General features: G+C 57.9%; 20 protein-coding genes. 8 read left to right on the top strand and 12 right to left on the bottom strand.

Going from position 1 to position 21,573, the window contains the following annotated elements:
* Positions 1-2: 2 nt before the first annotated feature.
* The 9 genes from WNY39_RS07775 to rbfA form a co-directional block, all read right to left on the bottom strand.
* A complete protein-coding gene (locus WNY39_RS07775) occupies positions 3-719 on the bottom strand; it encodes a glycosyltransferase family 25 protein (protein WP_342845012.1) in 717 nt (238 codons plus the stop codon).
* A gap of 114 nt (positions 720-833) precedes the next feature.
* Positions 834-2,969 (bottom strand): polyribonucleotide nucleotidyltransferase, encoded by a 2,136-nt coding sequence (gene pnp, locus WNY39_RS07770; protein WP_341232568.1) that lies wholly within the window; start codon positions 2,967-2,969, stop codon positions 834-836.
* A 259-nt stretch (positions 2,970-3,228) separates the two neighbouring features.
* Positions 3,229-3,708, bottom strand: a complete 480-nt coding sequence (locus WNY39_RS07765) for a GNAT family N-acetyltransferase (protein ID WP_342845011.1) — start codon at positions 3,706-3,708, stop codon at positions 3,229-3,231.
* Between the two features lie 117 nt (positions 3,709-3,825).
* Positions 3,826-4,095, bottom strand: a complete 270-nt coding sequence (rpsO, locus tag WNY39_RS07760; RefSeq protein ID WP_093916536.1) for a 30S ribosomal protein S15 — start codon at positions 4,093-4,095, stop codon at positions 3,826-3,828.
* A gap of 202 nt (positions 4,096-4,297) precedes the next feature.
* On the bottom strand, positions 4,298-5,230 hold the full coding sequence (locus WNY39_RS07755; protein WP_342845010.1) for a calcium-binding protein: 933 nt from the start codon (positions 5,228-5,230) through the stop codon (positions 4,298-4,300).
* Positions 5,231-5,360: 130 nt separating this feature from the next.
* Positions 5,361-5,870, bottom strand: coding sequence for a DUF1643 domain-containing protein (locus WNY39_RS07750; RefSeq protein ID WP_342845009.1), 510 nt, complete (start codon positions 5,868-5,870; stop codon positions 5,361-5,363).
* Positions 5,867-6,784: a tRNA pseudouridine(55) synthase TruB gene (gene truB, locus WNY39_RS07745; RefSeq protein ID WP_342845008.1), complete on the bottom strand. Its 918-nt coding sequence runs from the start codon at positions 6,782-6,784 to the stop codon at positions 5,867-5,869. Before truB ends, WNY39_RS07750 begins: the two co-directional genes overlap by 4 nt.
* A gap of 122 nt (positions 6,785-6,906) precedes the next feature.
* Positions 6,907-7,647: a phosphodiester glycosidase family protein gene (locus WNY39_RS07740; protein ID WP_342845007.1), complete on the bottom strand. Its 741-nt coding sequence runs from the start codon at positions 7,645-7,647 to the stop codon at positions 6,907-6,909.
* Positions 7,644-8,078, bottom strand: coding sequence for a 30S ribosome-binding factor RbfA (gene rbfA / locus WNY39_RS07735; RefSeq protein WP_341232562.1), 435 nt, complete (start codon positions 8,076-8,078; stop codon positions 7,644-7,646). The genes WNY39_RS07740 and rbfA overlap by 4 nt, the downstream gene beginning before the upstream one ends.
* A 79-nt stretch (positions 8,079-8,157) precedes the next feature.
* Between rbfA and dapB the strand changes: the two genes are divergently transcribed.
* A complete protein-coding gene (gene dapB, locus WNY39_RS07730; protein ID WP_342845006.1) occupies positions 8,158-8,973 on the top strand; it encodes a 4-hydroxy-tetrahydrodipicolinate reductase in 816 nt (271 codons plus the stop codon).
* Positions 8,974-9,039: 66 nt separating this feature from the next.
* Here dapB and WNY39_RS07725 read toward each other — a convergent pair whose 3' ends face one another.
* Complete coding sequence (locus WNY39_RS07725) at positions 9,040-9,318, bottom strand: DUF1674 domain-containing protein (protein WP_342845005.1); 279 nt, start codon at positions 9,316-9,318, stop codon at positions 9,040-9,042.
* Positions 9,319-9,408: 90 nt separating this feature from the next.
* Here WNY39_RS07725 and WNY39_RS07720 point away from each other — a divergent pair, with 90 nt between their 5' ends.
* The 7 genes from WNY39_RS07720 to WNY39_RS07690 all read left to right on the top strand — a co-directional run bounded on the left by WNY39_RS07720 (position 9,409) and on the right by WNY39_RS07690 (position 18,008).
* The gene (locus tag WNY39_RS07720; RefSeq protein WP_342845004.1) at positions 9,409-10,680 is read left to right on the top strand and encodes an RsmB/NOP family class I SAM-dependent RNA methyltransferase; all 1,272 of its coding nucleotides are present in this window, start codon (positions 9,409-9,411) and stop codon (positions 10,678-10,680) included.
* Positions 10,681-10,794: 114 nt separating this feature from the next.
* Positions 10,795-12,543 carry a heparinase II/III family protein gene (locus WNY39_RS07715; protein WP_342845003.1) on the top strand — a complete coding sequence of 583 codons (1,749 nt, stop codon included), beginning with the start codon at positions 10,795-10,797 and terminating at the stop codon, positions 12,541-12,543.
* A gap of 16 nt (positions 12,544-12,559) precedes the next feature.
* The gene (gene purH, locus WNY39_RS07710) at positions 12,560-14,146 is read left to right on the top strand and encodes a bifunctional phosphoribosylaminoimidazolecarboxamide formyltransferase/IMP cyclohydrolase (RefSeq protein ID WP_342845002.1); all 1,587 of its coding nucleotides are present in this window, start codon (positions 12,560-12,562) and stop codon (positions 14,144-14,146) included.
* Positions 14,147-14,174: 28 nt separating this feature from the next.
* Entirely contained in the window at positions 14,175-14,672 is a 498-nt protein-coding gene (gene lspA, locus WNY39_RS07705; RefSeq protein WP_342845001.1) for a signal peptidase II, read from the top strand.
* 51 nt (positions 14,673-14,723) lie between these two features.
* Entirely contained in the window at positions 14,724-15,227 is a 504-nt protein-coding gene (locus WNY39_RS07700; protein WP_342845000.1) for a DUF3035 domain-containing protein, read from the top strand.
* Between the two features lie 124 nt (positions 15,228-15,351).
* Complete coding sequence (locus tag WNY39_RS07695) at positions 15,352-16,695, top strand: pitrilysin family protein (protein WP_342844999.1); 1,344 nt, start codon at positions 15,352-15,354, stop codon at positions 16,693-16,695.
* Positions 16,692-18,008, top strand: a complete 1,317-nt coding sequence (locus WNY39_RS07690; RefSeq protein WP_342844998.1) for a pitrilysin family protein — start codon at positions 16,692-16,694, stop codon at positions 18,006-18,008. The genes WNY39_RS07695 and WNY39_RS07690 overlap by 4 nt, the downstream gene beginning before the upstream one ends.
* A 108-nt stretch (positions 18,009-18,116) precedes the next feature.
* On the opposite strand, the gene WNY39_RS07685 is transcribed toward WNY39_RS07690, so the two are convergent.
* Positions 18,117-20,456 carry an aldehyde dehydrogenase family protein gene (locus WNY39_RS07685; protein ID WP_342844997.1) on the bottom strand — a complete coding sequence of 780 codons (2,340 nt, stop codon included), beginning with the start codon at positions 20,454-20,456 and terminating at the stop codon, positions 18,117-18,119.
* Between the two features lie 49 nt (positions 20,457-20,505).
* Entirely contained in the window at positions 20,506-21,507 is a 1,002-nt protein-coding gene (deoC, locus tag WNY39_RS07680) for a deoxyribose-phosphate aldolase (protein WP_342844995.1), read from the bottom strand.
* Between the last annotated feature and the right edge of the window lie 66 nt (positions 21,508-21,573).

Below are 21,573 nucleotides of genomic sequence, written 5' to 3'. Positions count from 1 at the left end.
GTCTACGGCCGTTGTGGCCGTAGCTTAACCTGTGTGCGGTACCACGCACGTTTGATCTCCCGCATCAGCTTCTGGTTGGTGCGGGTTTTTTGTTGAATGGTGGACCCACCGATTTGCCCTGCAATTTCGCTTAGCCCGTTGGGCAGCAATGTATGGACCGGCTGACCTGTCACCCAGTGCATCTGCAAAAACGTATCAACGGGCCTGTCGATCTGCGTGGATGCCGCCAGCAGCCGTTTTGCGGCCGCGCGGCCGACAACCTGACAGCCGGTTTGCAGGCCAATCCTACATGGCAGCAACAGTCGGCTATCGCCATCGGTTGCAATGACAGCGCCCTTTTGCTCGCGGTTTTTAAACGGAAAGCGGATGAACATTTCAGGGGTCATATAGGCGGTGATAATCGTCAGGCTGCGCGCCATGTCGGGTAGGGAAATTGCCACGTCATCCTCGGCCACAATCGCATAGTCCCAACCGTTATCCACGATCATCTGCCAGCATTTCCGGTGGCTGGCAAAGCACCCCATTTCACCACCCTTCAGCGCAAAGGGATAGGCTGGCTTGTGCAGGTTTCCAGGAAACACAGGAAGATCGGCCACTTGGGCAGGGTCGCGGCCATCGACGGCGTCAACAAGCTGCGCGTTAGGCAAATCCTGCAGCAGTTTGTCAGCGTTCGGGCGGCGTTCTGTGCTGCCGGGCATATGGATGATGAGGCTGTTCATGGCGTTGAAATAGACCGTTTGCGCTGGCTTTCAAAGCCCAGATATCTTTGGCCATTCACAACAAAAAGCCCCGGCGTTTCCACCGGGGCTTTATTATTCAAAAGCTGCCTAGGATTAACCTTCGGCGGCTTCCTCTTTCTTAACTTCTTCGCCAGTTTCCTGGTCAACGACTTTCATCGACAAACGGACCTTGCCGCGGTCGTCAAAGCCCAGAAGTTTTACTTTCACTTCCTGACCTTCCTTCAGAACATCCGAAGGGTGGTTCAGGCGGCGGTTTTCGATCTGGGATACGTGGACCAGACCGTCGCGCTTGCCAAAGAAGTTCACGAATGCACCGAAATCAACGATCTTAACGACGGTACCGGTGTAAACCGCACCCTCTTCAGGCTCGGCCACGATGGACCAGATCATGTCATAGGCTTTCTTGATCGAGTCGCCGTTTGGCGATGCGATCTTGATGATGCCTTCGTCGTTGATGTCGACCTTGGCACCGGACACTTCAACGATTTCGCGGATCACTTTACCACCGGAACCGATAACTTCACGGATCTTGTCGGTTGGGATCTGCATCGTTTCAATGCGTGGTGCGTGGACCGAGAATTCACCCGCGCCGGACAGTGCTTTGTTCATCTCGCCAAGGATGTGAACGCGGCCAGCTTTGGCTTGGGCCAAGGCTTTTTCCATGATCTCGGGCGTGATGCCTGCGATCTTGATGTCCATTTGCAGCGACGTGATACCTGCTTCGGTACCGGCCACTTTAAAGTCCATGTCGCCAAGGTGGTCTTCGTCACCCAAGATGTCGGACAGGATCGCATAGGAGCCGTCTTCTTCGAGGATCAGACCCATGGCCACACCAGCGACTGGTGCTTTCAACGGAACGCCCGCGTCCATCATGGACAAGGAGCCACCACAAACCGACGCCATCGAGGAAGAGCCGTTCGATTCAGTGATCTCGGACACAACGCGGATGGTGTAGGGGAAGTCGGTGGAGGCCGGCAGAACCGCCTGCAACGCACGCCAAGCCAGCTTGCCGTGACCGATTTCGCGACGGCCAGGGCCGGATACGCGACCAACTTCACCAACCGAGTAGGGAGGGAAGTTATAGTGCAGCAGGAAGTTGGATTTGAAGTTGCCGTGCAGCGCATCGATGAACTGTTCGTCGTCGCCGGTACCCAATGTGGTCACAACCAGACCTTGGGTTTCGCCGCGTGTGAACAGGGCCGAACCGTGGGTGCGCGACAGGATACCTGTCTCGGACACGATTTCACGGATTTCGTCAGTCTTACGACCGTCGATGCGTGTGCCTGTCTTAACAACGTCACCGCGCAGGATAGACGCTTCAAGCTTTTTCAAAGCGGAACCAAGATTCGCATCTTCTTTTTGCTCGTCTGTCAGGGCTGCTTTGATTGTTTCGCGGGCCGCGGCAACAGCGGTTGTACGCTCTTGCTTGTCAGCAATTGCGAATGCTGCGCGCATTTCTTTTTCGCCAGCGGCTTTGACGGCAGCGGACAGGTCCGAATAGTCAACAGGCTGGAAATCAAACGGCTCTTTCGCGGTGTCTTCGGCCAGATCGATGATCAGGTCGATAACAGGCTGGATTTGTTCGTGGGCGAATTTAACCGCACCCAGCATCTCTTCTTCCGAAAGCTCATACGCTTCGGATTCAACCATCATCACGGCTTCTTTGGTACCGGCAACAACCAGATCAAGACGCTGTTCAGGCTTCAGGCGCAGGTCCTGCATGTCGTCAACGGTTGGGTTCAGGATGTAATCGCCATCTTCAAAACCAACGCGGCATGCGGCAATTGGGCCACGGAACGGCGCGCCGGAAATGGTCAGCGCAGCGGATGCGGCGATCATAGCAACCATATCGGGGTCATTCACCAGATCGTGCGACAGAACGGTACACATCACCAGAACTTCGTTTTTGAAGCCGGGGACGAACAGCGGGCGGATCGGACGGTCGATCAAACGGGCTGTCAGTGTTTCTTTCTCGGTGGGGCGGGCCTCACGCTTGAAAAAGCCACCCGGTACTTTACCGGCGGCATAGTATTTCTCTTGGTAGTGGACGGTCAGCGGGAAAAAGTCCTGACCGGGCTTTTGCTGACGTGCAAAAGTGACGTTGGCCATAACGCTGGTTTCGCCCAGTGTCGCGATAACCGAGCCGTCTGCCTGACGTGCCACTTTGCCTGTTTCCAGTGTCAGCGTTTCTTCGCCCCACTGCATGGATTTTGTCGTTACATTAAACATCTACGTTTCCTGTTTCGGCCCGCGTTGGGCCATTTGCGTAGGGGGCATATTCCCCCTGACTCCGGTATCTTCTTTGTCGGGCGCTGGAGTCCGGGCGCCGGCTTTCAGATTGTGCGGCCATACAGGAGTTTGCATGCGATGGGAAGAGAAGCGTTGATTTGGGGGGTATATGTGCCGAAATGCCGCTTTTACCGCCCTCCTGATCGGTTGAAGGGGGCGGGCGCGCAGGTTTTAGTGCGGCGCGCGAGGGGAGCGATGCTTATGCTAGTGTCTTGGACATTTTGTAATTTGTCAGCGTGACGTCGCGCTTTTCAACCGTTTGCGCACAATCAATCGACCACCCCATGCGTTCAAAAAACGGTCTCGCTTTTTTGCTGGCATGGGTGCTTAGGGCGGTCACGCCAAGCTCTCGGGCTCGGTGCTCCACCGCATTGTATAGTTTACGCCCAATGCCCTGACCCATGGCATCGGGGCTGACAAAGGCCAAGTCGATGTAACCCGTTTCGTCGATTGTCATGAACCCCAGAAATTTTCCGGCGGTTTCGGCGGCAAAGCCTTGCACACCGACAAGCCGGTTGCGCCAACCGTCTGTGTCGGGGCGGGTCCCTGCCCAGGCTTGCCGCTGCGACGCCGAATACACATCCGCCGTGCCACGGTGGATGGCGTCGAAAAACACCTGCACGGCTTGGGCGCTGTCTGTTGGCCTCAATGGCCGGATGCGGACGGTGTTCTGGATCATCGGAGGGCTAATACATGTGTGGGGGCGCATAAATGGTCGGGCAGGGGTGTTGAAACGAAAAAACCGCCCCTTGTCACCAAGGTGCGGTTTCATTCGCAATAGGAATGCAGCGCTGAATTAGCGGCGCAGACCCAGACGTTTGATCAGGTCTTGATAACGTGCGTCATCTTTACCTTTAACGTAATCCAAAAGCTTCCGGCGTGTCGCAACCATTTTCAAAAGGCCACGGCGACCGTGGTTGTCTTTCTTGTGGGTTTTGAAGTGCTCGGTCAGCGTTGCAATGCGCGAGGACAGAATGGCAACCTGTACTTCGGGCGAACCTGTGTCGCCTTCTTTGGTGCCGAATTCTTTCATGACGCGTGCTTTTTCTTCTAGCGTAATCGACATCGGGGTCTCCTTTTCAAAAGGTTAAATTAATGGCGCAGGCCGGGATGTCGTCCAGCACAGGCCCATGGAGCATCCCCCACTGTTTTGAATCAGCGGGCGATGGGCGCGTATAGGAAAGTTTTTGATGCTTGGCAAAGACTTTATTGCGATGTGCCGTTTGCAAGTTGGTGAACCCTTATTTGCAACAGTGAGTCGCGGCAGATCAGCTCAGGGCAAGCCCGGCTGCGATGGCCGAACTGAGCGGGACAATCGAAACATCGGCGGCGGTCAGCACATCCGCGCTTTTCACAGAGGCCACAATCACCCCATTCATGCGAACCAATGTTTGATCCAGCTGCTCCGGGTCCGGATCGACTGAAACCTCGGGCTCCTCATCCTCTACGCCGCGGTCATCCCAAACCAGCAACAGGCTGTCATCCTCTGGTTCGAAATCCTCAATCATGGGGGCATTTCCGTCGGTGACCCAATCGCCGATGATAATACTATCCGCGCCATCCCCAGCTGTCACAACATCATTCAGGCCCGCGACAATCGTATCATCACCCCCGCCGCCATTCAGAAAATCGCCGGTATCCTCGTCTGCAATGCCATCCACATCAGGGTTATCCTCGACCCCAATGATCAGATCATCACCCCAACCGCCAAACAAGGCGTCTGCACCTAGCCCGCCGGTTAGCGTGTCGTCGTCCAAGCCACCGAGCAGTGTGTCGTCGCCATCATCGCCAAACAGCACGTCCTCCCCAGCGGACCCCATCAGCGAATCGTTTCCGGTCCCGCCGTGCAGCGTATCGTTGCCATTGTGGCCGGTCAGGCAGTCATCGTCACCGCCCCCTTCGATCAGGTCGCCGCCGCCGTTGCCATGCAGATCGTCATTTCCCGCCCCGCCATTGACCGTATCACTTCCTGCGCCGCCACGTGCATAATCGTCCCCACCTTGGCCCGTGATCAGATCATCACCCTCGTTCCCGCCGATTTGATCATCGCCGTCACCGCCGCTTAATAGGTCGGCCCCTGTACTGCCTGAGAGTATCAGGCCGTTTGCCACGTTCGCATCGTCGGAAAAGGAATCATCGTCCTCTTCCCCCTCGGGGCTAATGTCGACAAAGGCCGCCGCCCCAACTGCCACCAAACCCATTAAACCGGCCAAGAACAACATTGCAGAATTCCAATTTCATTGACCCGCGCAAGACGCATCACCCCAACAAGAAATGCCCAGATTCCTGGCCTCAGGTCAAAACCGAAACTACTTTACGGTTAACCCGGTCCTAATCCAGCCAGGCAACCGGTTGTTGCGTATAGGAAATATATAGGGGGTGTTTTGGGTGGCCGTCTTTGGACAGGCCCAGATGGAACATCGGTACACGTTGATTTCTTAGCAAATCCTTAACGGCGGGGCCACGGCCCAGATGCGCGCCATGTGTGCCCCAAGCCGCAATCACAGTATCCGCCCAAGCCGCGGCTTTCAGCAATATCGCATCATTATCCGCCCCCACAGGGTCTTGTGCTTTGCGCATCAGCTGTGGGCTGGTCTCGCGCCACGCAAAAATATTCGACACCTGAAACGCACCGTAGCCCAACGCACGCGCGCGGCGTTCGCATCTTTCCACGGTGGGGTCATTTGCCACCTCCGTCGCCTTTGACGGGTTCAGCATCACGAACAAGACCTTGGGCCCAGCCGCATTCCATACCCGGCTTAGGCTGTAGCGGTATCTTTCACAGTCCGAATAAACAGCGACCGATGGCGCGTCGCCTTTGATATGGCGGCGGGTGATCACGTGTCTTGGGGGTGGTTAAACACGCGTGAGGGATGCAATTCACCGGCTTTGAAACGACCAACGGCCACGGCGCGCCCTTCAAAGGACGCCCAAACCTCGTCGCCATATTCCACGTTATGGGCAATCACCATGCCGGGGTTGCCATTGCGCATGCGCACGGCACCTTCCGGCGTGGCTTTTACCTCGGGCAAATCCTGCAACCCTTTTTCAAGCGGCAACAGATGGGCGTCCAATGCATCCGTGCGGGCCATCTCTTCGATTTGCTCCATTGTCAGGCCGTCACTCGCCTCGAATGGCCCCGACCAAATGCGGCGCAGTTCACGGACATGACCCAGACATCCCAAGGCCTGCCCCAAATCACGCGCGATCGACCGGACATAGCCGCCTTTGCCACAGACCATTTCCAAGGTCACATGATCGGCGTCGGGCCGGTCCGTCAATAACAGGCTTTCCACCCATAGGGGCCGCGCTGCCAACTCCATGGCTTCACCCTCGCGGGCAAGTTTATAGGCGCGTTGCCCATCCACCTTTACGGCTGAAAACTGCGGCGGGACCTGTTCAATATCACCAATGAAAGCCGCCAATGCTGCCTTGATCGCATCGTCATCGGGGCGCAGGTCGCTGGTTTCCAAAACTTCGCCCTCTGCATCATCGGTATTGGTCGACACACCCAGACGCACGGTAAATTCGTATGCTTTCAACGCGTCCGTGATGTAGGGAACGGTTTTCGTCGCTTCACCCAGTGCAATCGCCAACACCCCTGTGGCATCAGGGTCCAAGGTTCCCGCATGTCCGGCTTTATTGGCATTCAGGGCCCAGCGGACCTTGTTCACAACAGTGGTCGATGTCGGCCCGGCAGGCTTATCCACCACCAGCCAACCTGAAATATCCCGTCCCTTGCGTCTGCGCGCCATGTTTTCAACCCTATCTGATTTGGCTGCGTCCTATCAAAGCGCAGTCGTCTTTGCCCAGCCCGACTTCATTCCAAATGGAAAAAAATCCTCGCCGAAGGCATAAAAGTTCTTATTTTGCGACGCTATTGGTCGACCACAACGCCGATAATCGGCCCCAGCGGGCTAAACCCGATGTCATTGCGCCCCAATTCAGGTGCGCGCATCCGCGAGATATTACCGTCAAAATACAGCGCGTTGGGCAGCTTTAACCGATCGCGGAAGAACACGCCGAAATCATAAAAGTTCACCACCCCGTTCGAGATCACAAAATATGCTTTCTTCCCATCCTTGCTGGTCCCGACTCCATTGCGCACATAGCGCGAGGTGCCGTCTTTCAGAAACTTTGGATGTAGCTTGCCGTCGATTACCAGCATGGGGCCGGATTGGGTGGCGCTTGTGCATTTGGGGGCTTGGCGCATGAAGCGTTTGGTCTCAAACACATCGGCGCGGCCCGCACGCAGGCACAAAACGCCATTGGGGACCAAACCAAAATTGCCCGGCCCCGCGTTGCTGATCACCCGTTGCACTTGTTCGCCGTTTTCTAGGTAATAGCCAACCGGCGCGCGATTGTCGTGATACATGCCTGCATTCATCGCAAAGCCCAGCCGTTTGCCCTGTTCTTTCAGCGCCTTATCCAAGGTGCTGAAATAGCCATAGGGGCTGCCGTCGGCGGCATAAAGGAACAGGCCCAGCTTATCGCGGGTCAGATCGACCTCGCAGACACTATACCTGTTGTTCTCGTAAATCTCGTTCCGGCATGTTTCCGCGCCAGCTTGGCATGCTGTCCACCCCAGCAGTACAGCAATGGCCAGCAGTCGTGTCATGACGCGTCTTGGCTCGTATCGTCTGGGTCTGAATCGGGTGCCTCTGCATCGCGGCGGACCACGTCTTGCGCCAGCATGCGCCGTGTGTCGTCCATCCGGTCAAAGGTCTCGTCCAGTTGAAAACGCAGATCGGGCGCGAATTTCAGGACCAGTTTCTTTGACAGCAGCCGCCGCAGCTCGCCTTTGTTACGAGCCAGCAGCTTGAGGACATCTTCACGTCCTTCGCCGCCCAATGGCAAAACGAATGCCGTCGCGACCTTTAGGTCGGAGGAGGCGCGGACCTCGCCCACTGTGATTGACAGCCGGTTGAGTTCTGGGTCGTGGACATCGCCGCGCGCCAATACATCAGACAAGGCGCGGCGAATGGTTTCGCCGACGCGGAGTTGCCGTTGAGTGGGGCCGGAGCCCTCATGTGTTCTGTTCTTTGCCATATGCTTCATCTAAGGGGTCGCTGAGGTTTTGCCAAGCAGGTCGCCACGCGCTAAACCAAGCATGAAAGAGGAGCACAGCATGAGCAATACACCAGGCATCGCGATTACAGGCGCTTCGGGCCGCATGGGCCAGATGTTGATTGGGCAGGTTTCTGCCAATGACCGTGTGCAGTTGGTGGGCGCGGTTGAACGTACGGGGCATCCTTGGGTGGGCCAGGACGTTGGCGTGGCCATGGGCGGTGCAGCCTTGGGGGTGATTGTGACCGATGATGCGCAAGCCGCGATTGGCCCTGCGCAGGCGGTCATCGACTTTACCGCGCCCGAGGCGACGCTGGAATTTGCCGCGATTGCTGCACAAGCGGGTACGGTTCATGTGATCGGCACGACGGGCATGACAGACGCCCAGATCGCCCAGCTTGAACCCGCATCGCATCAGGCGGTGATCGTTCGTGCGGGCAATATGAGCCTTGGCGTCAATCTGCTGACGCAGCTTACAAAACGTGTCGCTGCCGCGCTGGACGAAGATTTCGATATCGAAATCATCGAGGCACACCACAATCAGAAAGTTGATGCACCGTCGGGTACCGCCCTGATGTTGGGCGAAGCCGCTGCCGAAGGGCGGGGCGTGGCATTGGCAGATGTTTCGGATCGCGGTCGCGACGGCATTACAGGCGCGCGCAAACGGGGCGATATCGGATTTACGGCGATTCGCGGCGGCGACATCGTCGGTGAACATGACGTGTTGTTCGCAGCAGCGGGCGAGCGGATCATATTGCGGCATGTCGCATCTGATCGGGCGGTATTCGCGCGTGGCGCGATCAAAGCGGCGCTGTGGGGGCAGGGTAAAGCACCTGGTCAATATGATATGTTGGATGTCTTGGGTCTGAACGACTGAAATATCTCTTAGGTTCAAAGCAACCCTAAACGCTTTGCACGTTTGCTTTGCTCGAATCGCCGTCGATCAGAAATCGACAGCGATTCCTTTTTTCTCCCAGTCGCCATAGCGCACCGGCTCTGGTCCGTCTCTGCCGCCTAGTTCGGGCGGCAGTTCCATTTCTTGTGCTTTTTTGCGGCGCTCTGCGGCCTCGGCCAAAGCGCGCTGCGCTGCGGGGGGCAGGTCTTGGGCAACCATCGGATTTGGCCCCGGCATTGGCTGGGGCGGCAAATCCGGGCCGGGTTCCGGCATGGGTTGGGGATCATGGGGCGGGCTTGGCATCGGTTTTTGGCCAGCTTTGGTCATCATCTCATCCTCTTGAGGCTACGGCCCCCTTGATATACGCCGTACATGCGCTCAGACAACCCGGGCGGTCAAAGCAAAAAGGCGTTTCGCATGTCAGATACCGGCGTTCAGGCCCGCAGAAGTGCGGTTTATCTTCTGGATATGATTTTAGGAGAAGAAAGCCTGATGTCCGAGCTGTTGGCCTCTGGGGCCTTGGACAAGCTGCCCCCGGATGATCGCGCCCGCGCACAGCGGCTTGCGCTGGACACCCTACGCGGGATGGAGCGTGCGGATCGCTTGTTGCAAAAACATCTGTCGAAATACCCGCCGCTGACGGTGCGCAACGCGCTGCGCGTGGGAACGGTTGAATTATGCCAAGGCGGTGCGCCACATGGTGTCGTGAATGCGATGGTTGAACTGGTCGCCAGCCACGGAAAGCTGGGCCACCTCAAGGGGCTGACCAACGCCGTGTTGCGCAAGATCGCCACCGAAGGGCCCGAGGCGTGGGAGGCATTGCGATCCCCCCGTTTGCCCAAATGGCTGCGCGGCCCATTGACCGAAGCGTGGGGGGCTGAGGCGATGGCAGGCATTGAAGCTGCCCATTTCGCGGGTGCGCCGCTTGATCTGACGGCCAAGAAAGACCCGGCAGCCTTGGCCGAGGCTGTGGGCGGCGTGGTGTTGCCCACCGGATCGGTGCGCGTGAAGGACGCAGGCCAAGTGACCGCAATGCCCGGCTTTGCCGAGGGCGACTGGTGGGTGCAAGACGCCGCTGCTGCCTTGCCCGTCAAAATACTCGCCCCGCAAAAAGGCGAGGCCGTGCTGGATTTATGCGCCGCACCGGGCGGCAAAACGATGCAATTGGCGGCCGCAGGGGCGCAGGTCACGGCTGTCGACAGCTCAAAACCACGGATGCAGCGGGTGCGGGAAAACCTTGCTCGCGTGCACCTGCCAGCCAAGGTCGTCGTCGTTGATGCGCGCCGGTTCGAGGGGCAGTTTGATGCCATTTTGCTTGATGCGCCTTGTTCCGCGACCGGGACGATCCGCCGCCACCCCGACTTGCCCCATGCCAAAGACGGCTCCGAATTCGGAGAGCTGATCGAGCTGCAATCCGAGATGATCGACCACGCGTGGTCCTTGCTGAACCCCGGCGGGCGCTTGGTCTTTTGCACCTGTTCGCTGCTGCCGGACGAGGGCGAAGTTCAAGTGGACGAAGCGCTGGAGCGTCATCCCGATATGTCGGTCGACCGTACGGCGTTAGAGATCGACGGCATTGATCCCGCGTGGGTCAGCTCCGAGGGGGGGCTACGGTTGCGGCCAGATTACTGGGCGGACCTTGGCGGCATGGACGGCTTTTATATTGCGTGTTTGCGCAAAGCGGGCTGATGGTATTGCCTGAAAAGGCAGGGCTGTAATAACTGTCCGTCAAAATGCGGTGACTTGGGGGAAATCTGCGCGTATGGTTTTCCAAACGCCACCAGAGCGTACAGGGACAGCAGTATGATGAGTACCAGTTTTCACGCGCGAAAGACGCAGTTTTTAAATCGATGGCACGCGCGCGCAGCGGCCAAGATGAACGTTCAAGCCAAAGGATTCGTGTCGTCGCCCGAGCCGCGCACGATTGGGTCCTTTGCCCGTGGCAGGCAACTCATTGCGGGTAATCTGCTGTTTTCGGGCACCTTAATCCAAGCACCTGATGCCGTGTCGCTATGGGATGTCGCCATCCCGGATCAGGAATTCGCCGAGGAATTGCACGGGTTCGCATGGCTGGATGATCTGGCTGCTGTTGGTGATCTAAAAGCGCGCGAAACGGCCCAAAGGTGGCTGTGGGGCTGGATCGATCAATTCGGCAAAGGGCGCGGTATCGGCTGGACCCCTGATCTGACCGGGCGGCGTCTGATCCGCTGGATCAACCATGCCCTGTTTATGTTGCGCGGTGTAGAACAGGATGAAAGCGATGCTTTCTACCGGTCGTTGGCGGGTCAGACATATTTCCTATCCCGTCGTTGGCAGGCAGCAGCCCCCGGATTGCCCCGGTTTGAGGCGCTGACCGGCTTGATTTACGCGGCGCTTTCGCTGGAAGGGCTGGAACATCTGGCTGATCCGGCGATCAAGGCGTTGGCGCGTGAATGCGATGCCCGGATCGACGAACAGGGCGGGCTGCCAACGCGCAACCCCGAAGAACTGCTTCAGGTGTTTATGTTGCTCAGTTGGGCCGCAGCCGCGCTAAGCGATGCAGGGCGTGGCACGCCCAAGGCACATATGGCCGCGATCGAACGCATCGCGCCAACCTTGCGGACCCTGCGCCACTCAGATGGCAGTCTGGCCCGTTTTCACGGCGGCGGCCGCGGTGCCGAAGGGTGGCTGGATCACGCCCTATCGACGGCCAAGATCAAAACGCGGCAGCCCGACGGATTGTCGATGGGCTATGCGCGGCTGTCTGCCGGGCGTACCAGCGTCATCATTGATGCAAGCACGCCGCCCAGCGGGGCGGAATCGATGAATGCCCATGCCTCTGCCCTCGCGTTTGAGCTGACATCGGGGCGCAGGCCTTTGATTGTTAATTGTGGGTCGGGCGCATCCTTTGGCGCTGAATGGCGCAGGGCGGGGCGCGCGACGCCGTCGCATTCCACATTGTCACTGGGGGGGTATTCCAGTGCACGATTGGCGGACCCGGATCGCCACACGGGCCAAGAGGCGCTGATTGAAGCCCCGACATATGTCCCTGTCGAGATCGAGGCCGTCGGTGATGGCACGAAATTTCAGGGCGGGCACAACGGATATGTCCCAGGCTTTGGCTTGACCCATGCGCGCACGATCGAATTGACCTATGATGGTCGCGCCGTCGCGGGCGAAGACATGCTGTTGGCCATGAAGGATTCCGAAAAGCGCCAGTTTGACCGTGAAATGGATGCGGTAAAGCTGAAAGGCATCCCGTTCGAGATTCGTTTTCACTTGCATCCGGATGTGGACGCGACCCTTGATCTGGGCGGTGCCGCAATTTCGATGGCGCAAAAAAGCGGAGAGATTTGGGTGTTCCGCCATGACGGTACCCATAAACTGTCTTTGGAACCAAGCGTTTACCTTGAGCGCAATCGTTTGCGCCCCCGTGCATCTTTGCAAATTTTGCTTGCCGGGCGGGCCACAGCATATGCGACGCGGGTCAGGTGGTCCTTGTCCAAAGCGCAGGAAACTGCGATTGGCGTGCGAGATTTGTCGCTAGACGATCCGTATGATGACCAAGACTGACCCAAGGAACCCCATTATGCCCGACCTGCACCCCGTATCCCGCGCGCTTCTTTCTGTTTCTGACAAGACCGGACTGGTCGAACTAGGGCGGGCGTTGGTGTCCCACGGGGTCGAATTGCTAAGCACCGGCGGCACCGCCAAGGCGTTGCGCGATGCAGGGTTGGCCGTGAAAGACGTATCCGAAGTTACAGGCTTTCCTGAAATGATGGATGGCCGCGTCAAGACCCTGCACCCGGTTGTGCATGGCGGTTTGCTGGCCCTGCGCGACAATGATGAACATGTCGCCGCAATGGATCAGCACGGGATCGGCGCAATCGATCTGGTGGTGGTCAACCTGTACCCGTTCGAGGAAACGGTCGCCAAAGGTGCTGAATACGACGAAGTGATCGAGAATATCGATATCGGTGGTCCTGCGATGATCCGCTCTGCCGCGAAAAACCACGGCTTTGTGAATGTGATCGTCGATGTCGAAGATTACGATGTGGTGATCAAGGAACTTGGCGAAAACAACGGTCAAACATCTTATGCCCTGCGTCAGCGGTTGGCGCAAACTGCCTATGCCCGCACCGCGGCCTATGACACGGCGGTCAGCAGTTGGATGGCAGCACAGGTTGGTGGCACGCCACGGCGCCGCACTGTTGGTGGCACCTTGGCGCAGACCCTGCGTTATGGCGAAAACCCGCACCAGTCGGCGGCGTTCTACACCGATGGATCGAACCGCCCCGGCGTCGCCACCGCGACCCAACATCAGGGCAAGGAACTGTCCTATAACAACATCAACGACACAGACGCCGCTTACGAGCTGGTCAGCGAATTTGACCCGGCCCAAGGGCCTGCCTGTGCGATCATCAAACACGCAAACCCTTGCGGTGTGGCGCGTGGCGCGTCGATGGTGGATGCCTATTCCCGTGCGTTTGACTGTGACCGAACATCGGCCTTTGGCGGGATCATCGCGTTGAACCAGACGCTTGACGGCGAAACAGCCGAGGCGATCAGCGAAATCTTTACCGAAGTTGTGATCGCCCCCGGTGCGACGGATGATGCCAAAGCGATCTTTGCCAAGAAAAAGAACCTGCGCCTGCTGACCACCAACGGTCTGGCGGACCCGACGGTCGCGGCGCTGGCGTTTCGCCAAGTGTCGGGTGGCTATCTGGTGCAGGACAAAGACGTTGGCCGGATCACCATGGATGATCTGAAAATCGTGACCAAGCGCCAGCCGTCGGATCAGGAACTGGCCGATATGATGTTTGCCTGGACCGTTGCCAAACACGTGAAATCCAACGCGATCATCTATGTCAAAGACGGCGCAACCGTCGGTGTCGGTGCCGGCCAGATGAGCCGCGTTGACAGCACGCGCATTGCGGCACGCAAGGCCCAGGACATGGCCGAAGTCATGGGCCTGCCCGCGCCGTTGACCCAAGGGTCGGTTGTGGCATCCGATGCGTTCTTCCCCTTTGCGGACGGTCTGATCACGGCAGCCGAGGCTGGTGCGACAGCGTTGATCCAACCGGGGGGGTCGATGCGCGATGACGAAGTGATTGCCGCCGCTGACGAAGCAGGGTTGGCCATGGTCTTTACGGGCATGCGTCATTTCCGGCACTAACGGTCAAAGCACAACTATAAGGGTCGGCATGCGTATCATTTTCTGGGCGGGTTTCACTGCCTTTATTCTGGATCAGCTTAGCAAATACATCGTGATCCACATGATGGAGCTAAGCCGTATCCGCACGATTGATGTGCTGCCGCCCCTGATCAATTTTCGCTATGGCGAAAACCGCGGTATCAATTTCGGGCTGTTTGGCGATGGGTCTGATGCCAGCCGGTGGATATTGATCGCGCTGGCCTGCGCGATATGTGTGGGTATTCTGGTTTGGGCCTACCGGCACGCCATGGGTTATTGGGCCAAAGTCAGCGCAGGCTTGCTGATTGGTGGTGCCTTGGCCAATGTCGTGGACCGGTTGCTATATGGCTATGTCCTTGATTTTCTGAACATGTCCTGCTGCGGGATCAACAACCCGTTCGTCTTTAACATCGCGGATGTGTTTATCTTTGCGGGCGCGATCGGGTTGATATTCTTTACCTCTGATCCCAAGGCAGCGCCCAACAAACCCGTTAAAAAAGGCCAGTGACATTGGCCGCCTGCCTGCGTTAGGTATGTGCAGACCTCAAGGAGATCCGTCATGCGCATTGTCGCCGCTCTTGTTTTGATATCGCTAGCGCTTGCTGGCTGTGCCAACGATGGTTTGCGTGACATTCGTGGATCGGCCATGGGCCCTGATGAATTCATGGTCCAGCCTGTAAAACCCTTGGCTGAGCCCGCCAATTATACCGATTTGCCACCGCCGACGCCCGGTCAGGCCAATCTGACAGATCGCAACGCCATTGCCGAAGGTATCGTCGCCTTTGGTGGCCGCCCCGAGGCTGCAGCGGGCGGCATTCCGGCCAGCGACGGTGCCTTGGTCCAACAGGCCAGCCGCTTTGGCGTGGCACCTACCATCCGCCAAGATCTGGCTGAAACAGACGCCGAATTCCGCAAACGCAGGGGGCGGTTCACGCAGTTCAAAATCGTCTCGACGGATCGCTACAATCAGGTCTATCGTGGGCAATCTCTTGATGCCGCGGCCGAAGCTGAACGCTGGCGCAATGCGGGTGCACGCACGCCTTCTGCCCCTCCGGCAGATTGATCTAATACGCGCGTCCTGCTGCCGCCTTATGCCTGCGGCGTAATTACAAATCTGTTAGGTCTCTTGATCGTTCCGTGGGGTGGCGTAAGTAAGGTCGTGCAGGACCCTGCTTAAAGGACCAACCATGATCAGATTTCCGGCTTTTGCCGCGCTCGTTTCATTCCTATTGCCTGCCTCGTTCGCGGTTGCAGCACAGAATGAGGCCGTAACCCATTTCACCTTGGACAACGGGATGGAGGTGGTGGTCATCGAAGATCACCGATCCCCGTCGGTTCAGCAAATGGTCTGGTATCGGGCAGGGTCAGCGGACGAACCCAAGGGATCATCCGGCGTCGCGCATTTCCTTGAGCATCTGTTGTTCAAAGCGACGGATAAAATGGAATCCGGTGAATTTTCGGCAACGGTGGCCAAGAATGGTGGCCGTGACAATGCATTCACCAGCTACGACTATACCGCATATTTCCAACGTGTTGCCGCTGACCGTTTGGAACTGATGATGCAAATGGAATCGGACCGGATGAAAAACATTCGCCTGACCCATGAAGACATCGAAACCGAACGCGATGTCATCATCGAAGAACGCAATCAACGCACCGAAAACGACCCCGGCGCATTGTTCCAAGAGCAAATGAGCGCGGCGCAATATCTGAACCATCGGTATGGCACGCCCGTTATTGGCTGGATGCATGAAATGCGCACGCTTGATCTCGAAGATGCGCTTGGCTTTTACGGGCTGTATTATTCGCCCAACAATGCGATTTTGGTGGTGTCCGGTGACGTAGAACCAGCCGAGGTTCACCGTCTGGCCGATAAATATTACGGCGTGATCCCGGCCAATCCCGACCTGCCAGAGCGGCTGCGCACCCAGGAGCCGCCGCAAACTGCTGAACGGCGCGTTATCTTCCGGGACCCGCGCGTCGCGCAGGAATATGTCAGCCGGTCCTATCTGGCACCGGAACGCGATCCGGGGGATCAAACGACCGCAGCCGCTTTGACGATATTGGCAGAAATACTGGGGGGTGGGACAACATCCTATCTGGCTGAAAAACTGCAGTTCGATACGCAGGTGGCGACCTATTCTTCGGCTTATTACCAAGGCCAGGCTTTGGATGACACAACCTTTGATCTGGTCGTGGTGCCGCGCCCCGATGTGACGTTGGAAGCCGCCGAAGACGCGATGGATGCCGCCATCTCCACCTTTCTGAAAGAGGGTGTCGACCCTGAACAGCTTAAGCGTATCAAGGCGCAGATGCGTGCTGAACAGATATACTCGCGCGACAGTGCGGAACGCGTGGCCAACCGTTATGGCCGTGCCTTGGCAATCGGGTTGAGCGTGCAGGACGTGCACGACTGGCCAGATGTCCTTGAGGCGGTCACCGCCGAAGACATCATGCAAGCCGCCCGCGACGTTTTTAACCCAGCGGCATCCGTCACAGGATGGCTGATGCGCGAAGAGGTGACCCAATGAGACTGATTTACGCATTTATCCTGACCCTGCTGGTGGCCATGCCCGCCCGGGCCGAGGTTAACATTCAACAGGTCACATCCCCCGGCGGGCTGAAGGCCTGGCTGGTCGAAGAGCCGTCCATCCCTTTTGTGGCGCTAGACATCTTGTTTCGCGGCGGCGCGTCCCTTGATGCGGTCGACAAACGCGGCGCGATCAATTTGATGACAGCCCTGCTGGAAGAAGGCGCAGGCAGCATGGACGCGCGGGAATTCGCACGGGCGGCGGAGGGTTTGGCCTCCAGCTTCAGGTTCAGCGTCAATGATGATGAGCTGAATGTATCGGCGCGGTTCCTGACCGAAAATCAGGATGCATCGGTGGCGTTGTTAAAAGAAGCCCTGCAAAACCCCAGCTTTGATGCAGACGCGATTGAACGCGTGCGTGGTCAGGTCTTGTCGAGCATCCGGTCCAGCGCGAAAGACCCCGGCGATATTGCACGTAAAACCATGGATGAACTGCTTTATGGTGATCATCCCTATGGTTCGTCGTTGAATGGTTCGGTTGAGACGGTGACGGCTTTGACGCGCGATGATCTGGTTGCGGCCCATCGCGATGTGCTGGCCCGTGATCGTATTTTTATCGGGGTCGCGGGGGATATCACCCCTCAGGCATTGGGCATTTTGCTGGATGATCTGCTGGGTGGGCTGCCTGAAACAGGTGCACCGCTGCCCGCGCGTGCAGAGGTAAATGTTCCGTCCGGCGTCACGGTTGTCGATTTCGCCACGCCGCAATCCGTGGCGCTGTTTGCGCAAAAGGGGATTGCGCAGAAAGACGACGATTGGTTCGCAGCCACCGTGATGAACCACATTTTAGGCGGGGGATCGTTTGAAAGCCGCCTGATGGCCGAAGTGCGTGAAAAACGCGGGCTGACCTATGGTGTCTATTCCTATCTGGTGCCGATGGATTTGGCTGAGACCTACCAAGGGTCGGTCAGTTCGGCCAATGACCGCATTGCAGAAGCGATCAGCGTGATCCGCGACGAATGGAGAAAGATGGCTGAAAATGGTGCTACCCAACAAGAGTTGGAGGATGCCAAAACCTATATCACCGGGTCTTATCCGCTGCGGTTTGACGGAAACCAACAGATTGCGGGTATTCTGGTTGGGATGCAGATGCTGGGCCTGCCCATCGATTACATCGCAACCCGCAACGACAAAGTTGATGCGGTTACCCAAGAAGATGTGCGCCGCGTCGCGGGGGAGCTGCTGGACCCCGAGGGTTTGGCGTTTGTCGTTGTCGGCCAGCCCGAGGGACTTGAGACGACGGCCGCCAACTAGGCCGTGACCCAATTGAGGCGCTGACGCGCCGCATGATGTTTTGTCGGACCTTGGCGGTCCGGCGTGCCTTCGGCGAGGATATTTATAAGCCAGAGAAGATATCAGGATTTATTCGCCGTAGGGGATCCAGATGTTTTTAACTTCGGTGGATGCCTGCAGGAATGCATGTCCTTCGCCGGATGTGCTGTACCAGTCGCGGGCTTGGCCGTTATTGACCCATGTCCGTTTGAGGTTTTGCGCCGAGGCCTGTTCGATCAACTCGCTGAGCGGCCCTGCACCAAAGCCCCAGACCGCATCGACATCCATATGGCGCGCCATGGTTTCGGCAAGGTCCGGGTGCGGGCCGGTAAGGACGTTAACCACGCCTGCCGGAACGTCAGAGGTTTCCAGCACTTGCACGAAATCGGTTGCCGATAGTGGGAATGGCGTGCTGGCGGCCAGAATGACGCGGTTGCCCATGGCGATGGCGGGGGCCATGCACGAGATTAGGCCAAGCAAGGGGGCCTCATCCGGGCAGATCGCGCCGATGACGCCCACCGGTTCTTTCATGGCAAGTGCTGCGCCGCGCATGGGGACACCGTGCACTTGGCCATCATACTTGTCGGCCCATGCGGCATAGGTAAACAGGCGGCTGATGGACGCGGCGACCTCTTTTGCGCCGGACTTGCCGCCTTGCATGGCATCAAGCCTGCTGGCGAATTCGTCGCTTCGTGCGGCCAGATTTTCCGCGATGTAATATAAGATTTGTGCCCGCAGATGTCCGGTTGTTTTACTCCAGCCTTTCGCGGCATGGGCGGCTTCGACTGCGTTACGGATATCCTTGCGACCTGCGAGCGAAATGTGGCCCAGCTGCCCGCCGGATTTACCCCAGACTGGCGCAGATTGACCGCCATCCGGGCGCGCTTGTTTTCCGCCGATATAAAGCTTGGCCGTGCGGTCTATGCCGCCCTCTGGGCTACCCTTCCCTTGCATCGGGGCGGGCGTTTTCAGGGGCTTTGGGTCGCCTTTCGGCTTGGTATAGGCGGCCAGACCTTCCCAGCCGCCTTCGCGGCCAAAGCCGCTTTCGCGTACGCCGCCGAACCCGGCTGCGGCATCAAGCATATTGGTACCGTTGATCCAGACCACGCCTGCAACCAGTTTAGGCGCGATATCGAGGGCAAGGTTGATGTTCTCGGACCAGATCGTCGCGGCAAGGCCGTAGCGTGTGTTATTTGCGACGGCAACGGCCTCTTCTGGGGTGCGGAAGGTGGTCGATACCAGAACGGGTCCAAAGATCTCCTCTTGCATCAACGTGTCGGCGGGATTGAGGCCGGTGATAAGCGTGGGCGGGTAAAAGCAGCCCTCGCTTGGAATATCGCCTGTGGTAAAGACGTCGCCAGCGTCGTTCGATGCGACCAAGTCAGTGACACGTTGTACCTGAACGGGATCGACCAATGCGCCGACGTCGATGGATTTATCCAACGGGTTGCCAACGCGCAGTTTCGTCATCCGGGTGCGCAGTTTGGCATAGAAGCGATCCGCAATGGGTTCGTGAACGAGCAACCGCGAACCGGCGCAGCAGACCTGCCCCTGATTGAACCAGATCGCATCCACCAGCCCCTCGACCGCTGAATCCAGATCAGCATCGTCAAACACGATATAGGGCGATTTCCCCCCCAGCTCGAGGGTCAGTGCCTTGCCGCTGCCCGCTGTTGCTTCGCGGATACGGCGGCCCACGGCTGTTGATCCGGTAAAGGCGATTTTGTCTACCTCGGCGTTCACGATCATCTCGCCAACAGCGCCATCACCGGTCACGATATTCACGACACCTTTGGGCAACCCTGCCTGTTGGCAAATGTCGGCAAACATCATGGCCGTAAGCGACGTGTATTCGGCAGGTTTCAAGACCACGGTATTGCCCATGGCCAGCGCCGGTGCCACCTTCCACGCCAACATCAGTAAAGGGAAGTTCCACGGGATAATCTGGCCACATACGCCTAGCGCCTGCGCGTCGGGCAATTCGCTTTCCATCAGCTGCGCCATCCCGGCGTGATAATAGAAATGGCGTTGTGCCAAGGGGATATCCACATCGCGGGCTTCGCGGATCGGTTTGCCGTTGTCCAATGTCTCGAGCACGGCAAACAACCGGCTGTGCTTTTGCAGCAGTCGCGCGATTGCATACAGGTATTTCGCGCGCTCATGGCCAGACAGCTTTGCCCATTTGGGTTGCGCCTTGCGTGCGGCGGCAACGGCTGTATCAACCTCGCTCTGGGTCGCTTGCGTTAGGTTGGCCAATACGTTGCCATTCGCGGGATTACGGCTTTCAAAGTCATCTCTGGCCTTCGTGAACTCGCCATCGATGAAATGGCCAAACCGGCTGCCCTGATCAACCAACCACGCCAGGGCATCAGCAGCGGATTCCGGGGCTACCCCATAGTCCATGGTCTCATAGATTTCGGAAACGCTCATGGCTTCACCCTTTTTCAAATACTCAAATTCAACACCCGCCACACGCGGCTTAGCTGATTGCGTGGCGGTAACTTGCGGAATAGCTGCCTGTCACGTGATGCTCTAGCTGCCGTTCAATATCGCCCAGTAGCGATGACGCGCCAAAGCGGAACAGATCGGGGCGTAGCCAGCGATCCCCCAGCTCTTCCTTGATCAAGGCCAAATAGGTGATCGCGTCTTTCGCCTTTGATATCCCGCCCGCAGGTTTGTATCCGACGCGGATTCCGGTCCGGTCAAAATAGTCGCGAATGGCGCGGATCATCACCAGCGTCACGGGCAAGGTGGCGTTCACGCTTTCCTTGCCGGTCGAAGTTTTGATGAAATCCGCCCCTGCCATCATGCACACCAGTGATGCACGCGCGACATTGCGCAGGCTGCCCAACTCGCCGGTTGCGAGAATTGCTTTTACATGTGCGTCGCCACAGGCCGTTCGAAAGGCGCGCATTTCGTCATAGAGTGCTTGCCAATCGCCCGACAGGACATGCCGACGGGAAATGACGATGTCGATTTCTGCGGCACCTGCGGCCACGCTCATCTCGATCTCTTTGATGCGCAGCTCGAACGGGGACAGACCGGCGGGAAATCCGGTTGATACGGCGGCGATGGGGATATTGGTGCCGGCAAGGGCCGCCTTCGCCGGGGCAATCATTTCATGATAGACGCAAACGGCACCGACGGTGATCGGCTCCATGCCCAAGGCTTTCATCAATTGCGGGGATACAGGTTGCCGTGCTTTCGCGCACAGCCGCTGAACCCTGCGTGCGGTGTCATCGCCGGACAATGTCGTCAGATCGATACAGGTGATGGCGCGCAGCAGCCATGCGGCTTGGTGATCTTTCTTCACAGACCTGCGCGCGGCGATGCTGGTGGCACGGCGCTCCACGGCGGATGTGTTGACTTGAACGGACCGGACCCAATCCATGTCTAGGGGCATGCCCGGATTGCGCGGCTCTGTCACTTGGGGCAGATGGCTTTGCGCGATGTCGGTCGGGGTTGTCACATGTGTGGACATGGGCGTCTTCCTGTTTAATCAGACGTGCAAAATGACATGGGTGATGCTTGTTTTGCAACCACAACG

It is taken from the genome of Sulfitobacter sp. AS59 (genome assembly GCF_038899995.1).
In the GTDB taxonomy this organism is placed as follows: Bacteria; Pseudomonadota; Alphaproteobacteria; order Rhodobacterales; family Rhodobacteraceae; genus Sulfitobacter.
Note: the sequence above shows the minus strand (reverse complement) of the source record. Positions and strands in the feature narration are given on the sequence as shown.

Bases quoted from the DNA above. Each gene is read 5' to 3' on its own strand.
- truB (WP_342845008.1), bottom strand. From the start codon at position 6,784: ATGGCGCGCAGACGCAAGGGACGGGATATTTCAGGTTGGCTGGTGGTG.
- WNY39_RS07765 (WP_342845011.1), bottom strand. From the start codon at position 3,708: ATGATCCAGAACACCGTCCGCATCCGGCCATTGAGGCCAACAGACAGC.
- WNY39_RS07685 (WP_342844997.1), bottom strand. From the start codon at position 20,456: ATGAGCGTTTCCGAAATCTATGAGACCATGGACTATGGGGTAGCCCCG.
- pnp (WP_341232568.1), bottom strand. From the start codon at position 2,969: ATGTTTAATGTAACGACAAAATCCATGCAGTGGGGCGAAGAAACGCTG.
- WNY39_RS07725 (WP_342845005.1), bottom strand. From the start codon at position 9,318: ATGACCAAAGCTGGCCAAAAACCGATGCCAAGCCCGCCCCATGATCCC.
- WNY39_RS07755 (WP_342845010.1), bottom strand. From the start codon at position 5,230: ATGGGTTTGGTGGCAGTTGGGGCGGCGGCCTTTGTCGACATTAGCCCC.
- WNY39_RS07695 (WP_342844999.1), top strand. From the start codon at position 15,352: ATGATCAGATTTCCGGCTTTTGCCGCGCTCGTTTCATTCCTATTGCCT.
- rbfA (WP_341232562.1), bottom strand. From the start codon at position 8,078: ATGGCAAAGAACAGAACACATGAGGGCTCCGGCCCCACTCAACGGCAA.
- WNY39_RS07775 (WP_342845012.1), bottom strand. From the start codon at position 719: ATGAACAGCCTCATCATCCATATGCCCGGCAGCACAGAACGCCGCCCG.
- lspA (WP_342845001.1), top strand. From the start codon at position 14,175: ATGCGTATCATTTTCTGGGCGGGTTTCACTGCCTTTATTCTGGATCAG.
- WNY39_RS07700 (WP_342845000.1), top strand. From the start codon at position 14,724: ATGCGCATTGTCGCCGCTCTTGTTTTGATATCGCTAGCGCTTGCTGGC.
- WNY39_RS07715 (WP_342845003.1), top strand. From the start codon at position 10,795: ATGATGAGTACCAGTTTTCACGCGCGAAAGACGCAGTTTTTAAATCGA.
- rpsO (WP_093916536.1), bottom strand. From the start codon at position 4,095: ATGTCGATTACGCTAGAAGAAAAAGCACGCGTCATGAAAGAATTCGGC.
- WNY39_RS07740 (WP_342845007.1), bottom strand. From the start codon at position 7,647: ATGACACGACTGCTGGCCATTGCTGTACTGCTGGGGTGGACAGCATGC.
- dapB (WP_342845006.1), top strand. From the start codon at position 8,158: ATGAGCAATACACCAGGCATCGCGATTACAGGCGCTTCGGGCCGCATG.
- purH (WP_342845002.1), top strand. From the start codon at position 12,560: ATGCCCGACCTGCACCCCGTATCCCGCGCGCTTCTTTCTGTTTCTGAC.
- WNY39_RS07720 (WP_342845004.1), top strand. From the start codon at position 9,409: ATGTCAGATACCGGCGTTCAGGCCCGCAGAAGTGCGGTTTATCTTCTG.
- deoC (WP_342844995.1), bottom strand. From the start codon at position 21,507: ATGTCCACACATGTGACAACCCCGACCGACATCGCGCAAAGCCATCTG.
- WNY39_RS07690 (WP_342844998.1), top strand. From the start codon at position 16,692: ATGAGACTGATTTACGCATTTATCCTGACCCTGCTGGTGGCCATGCCC.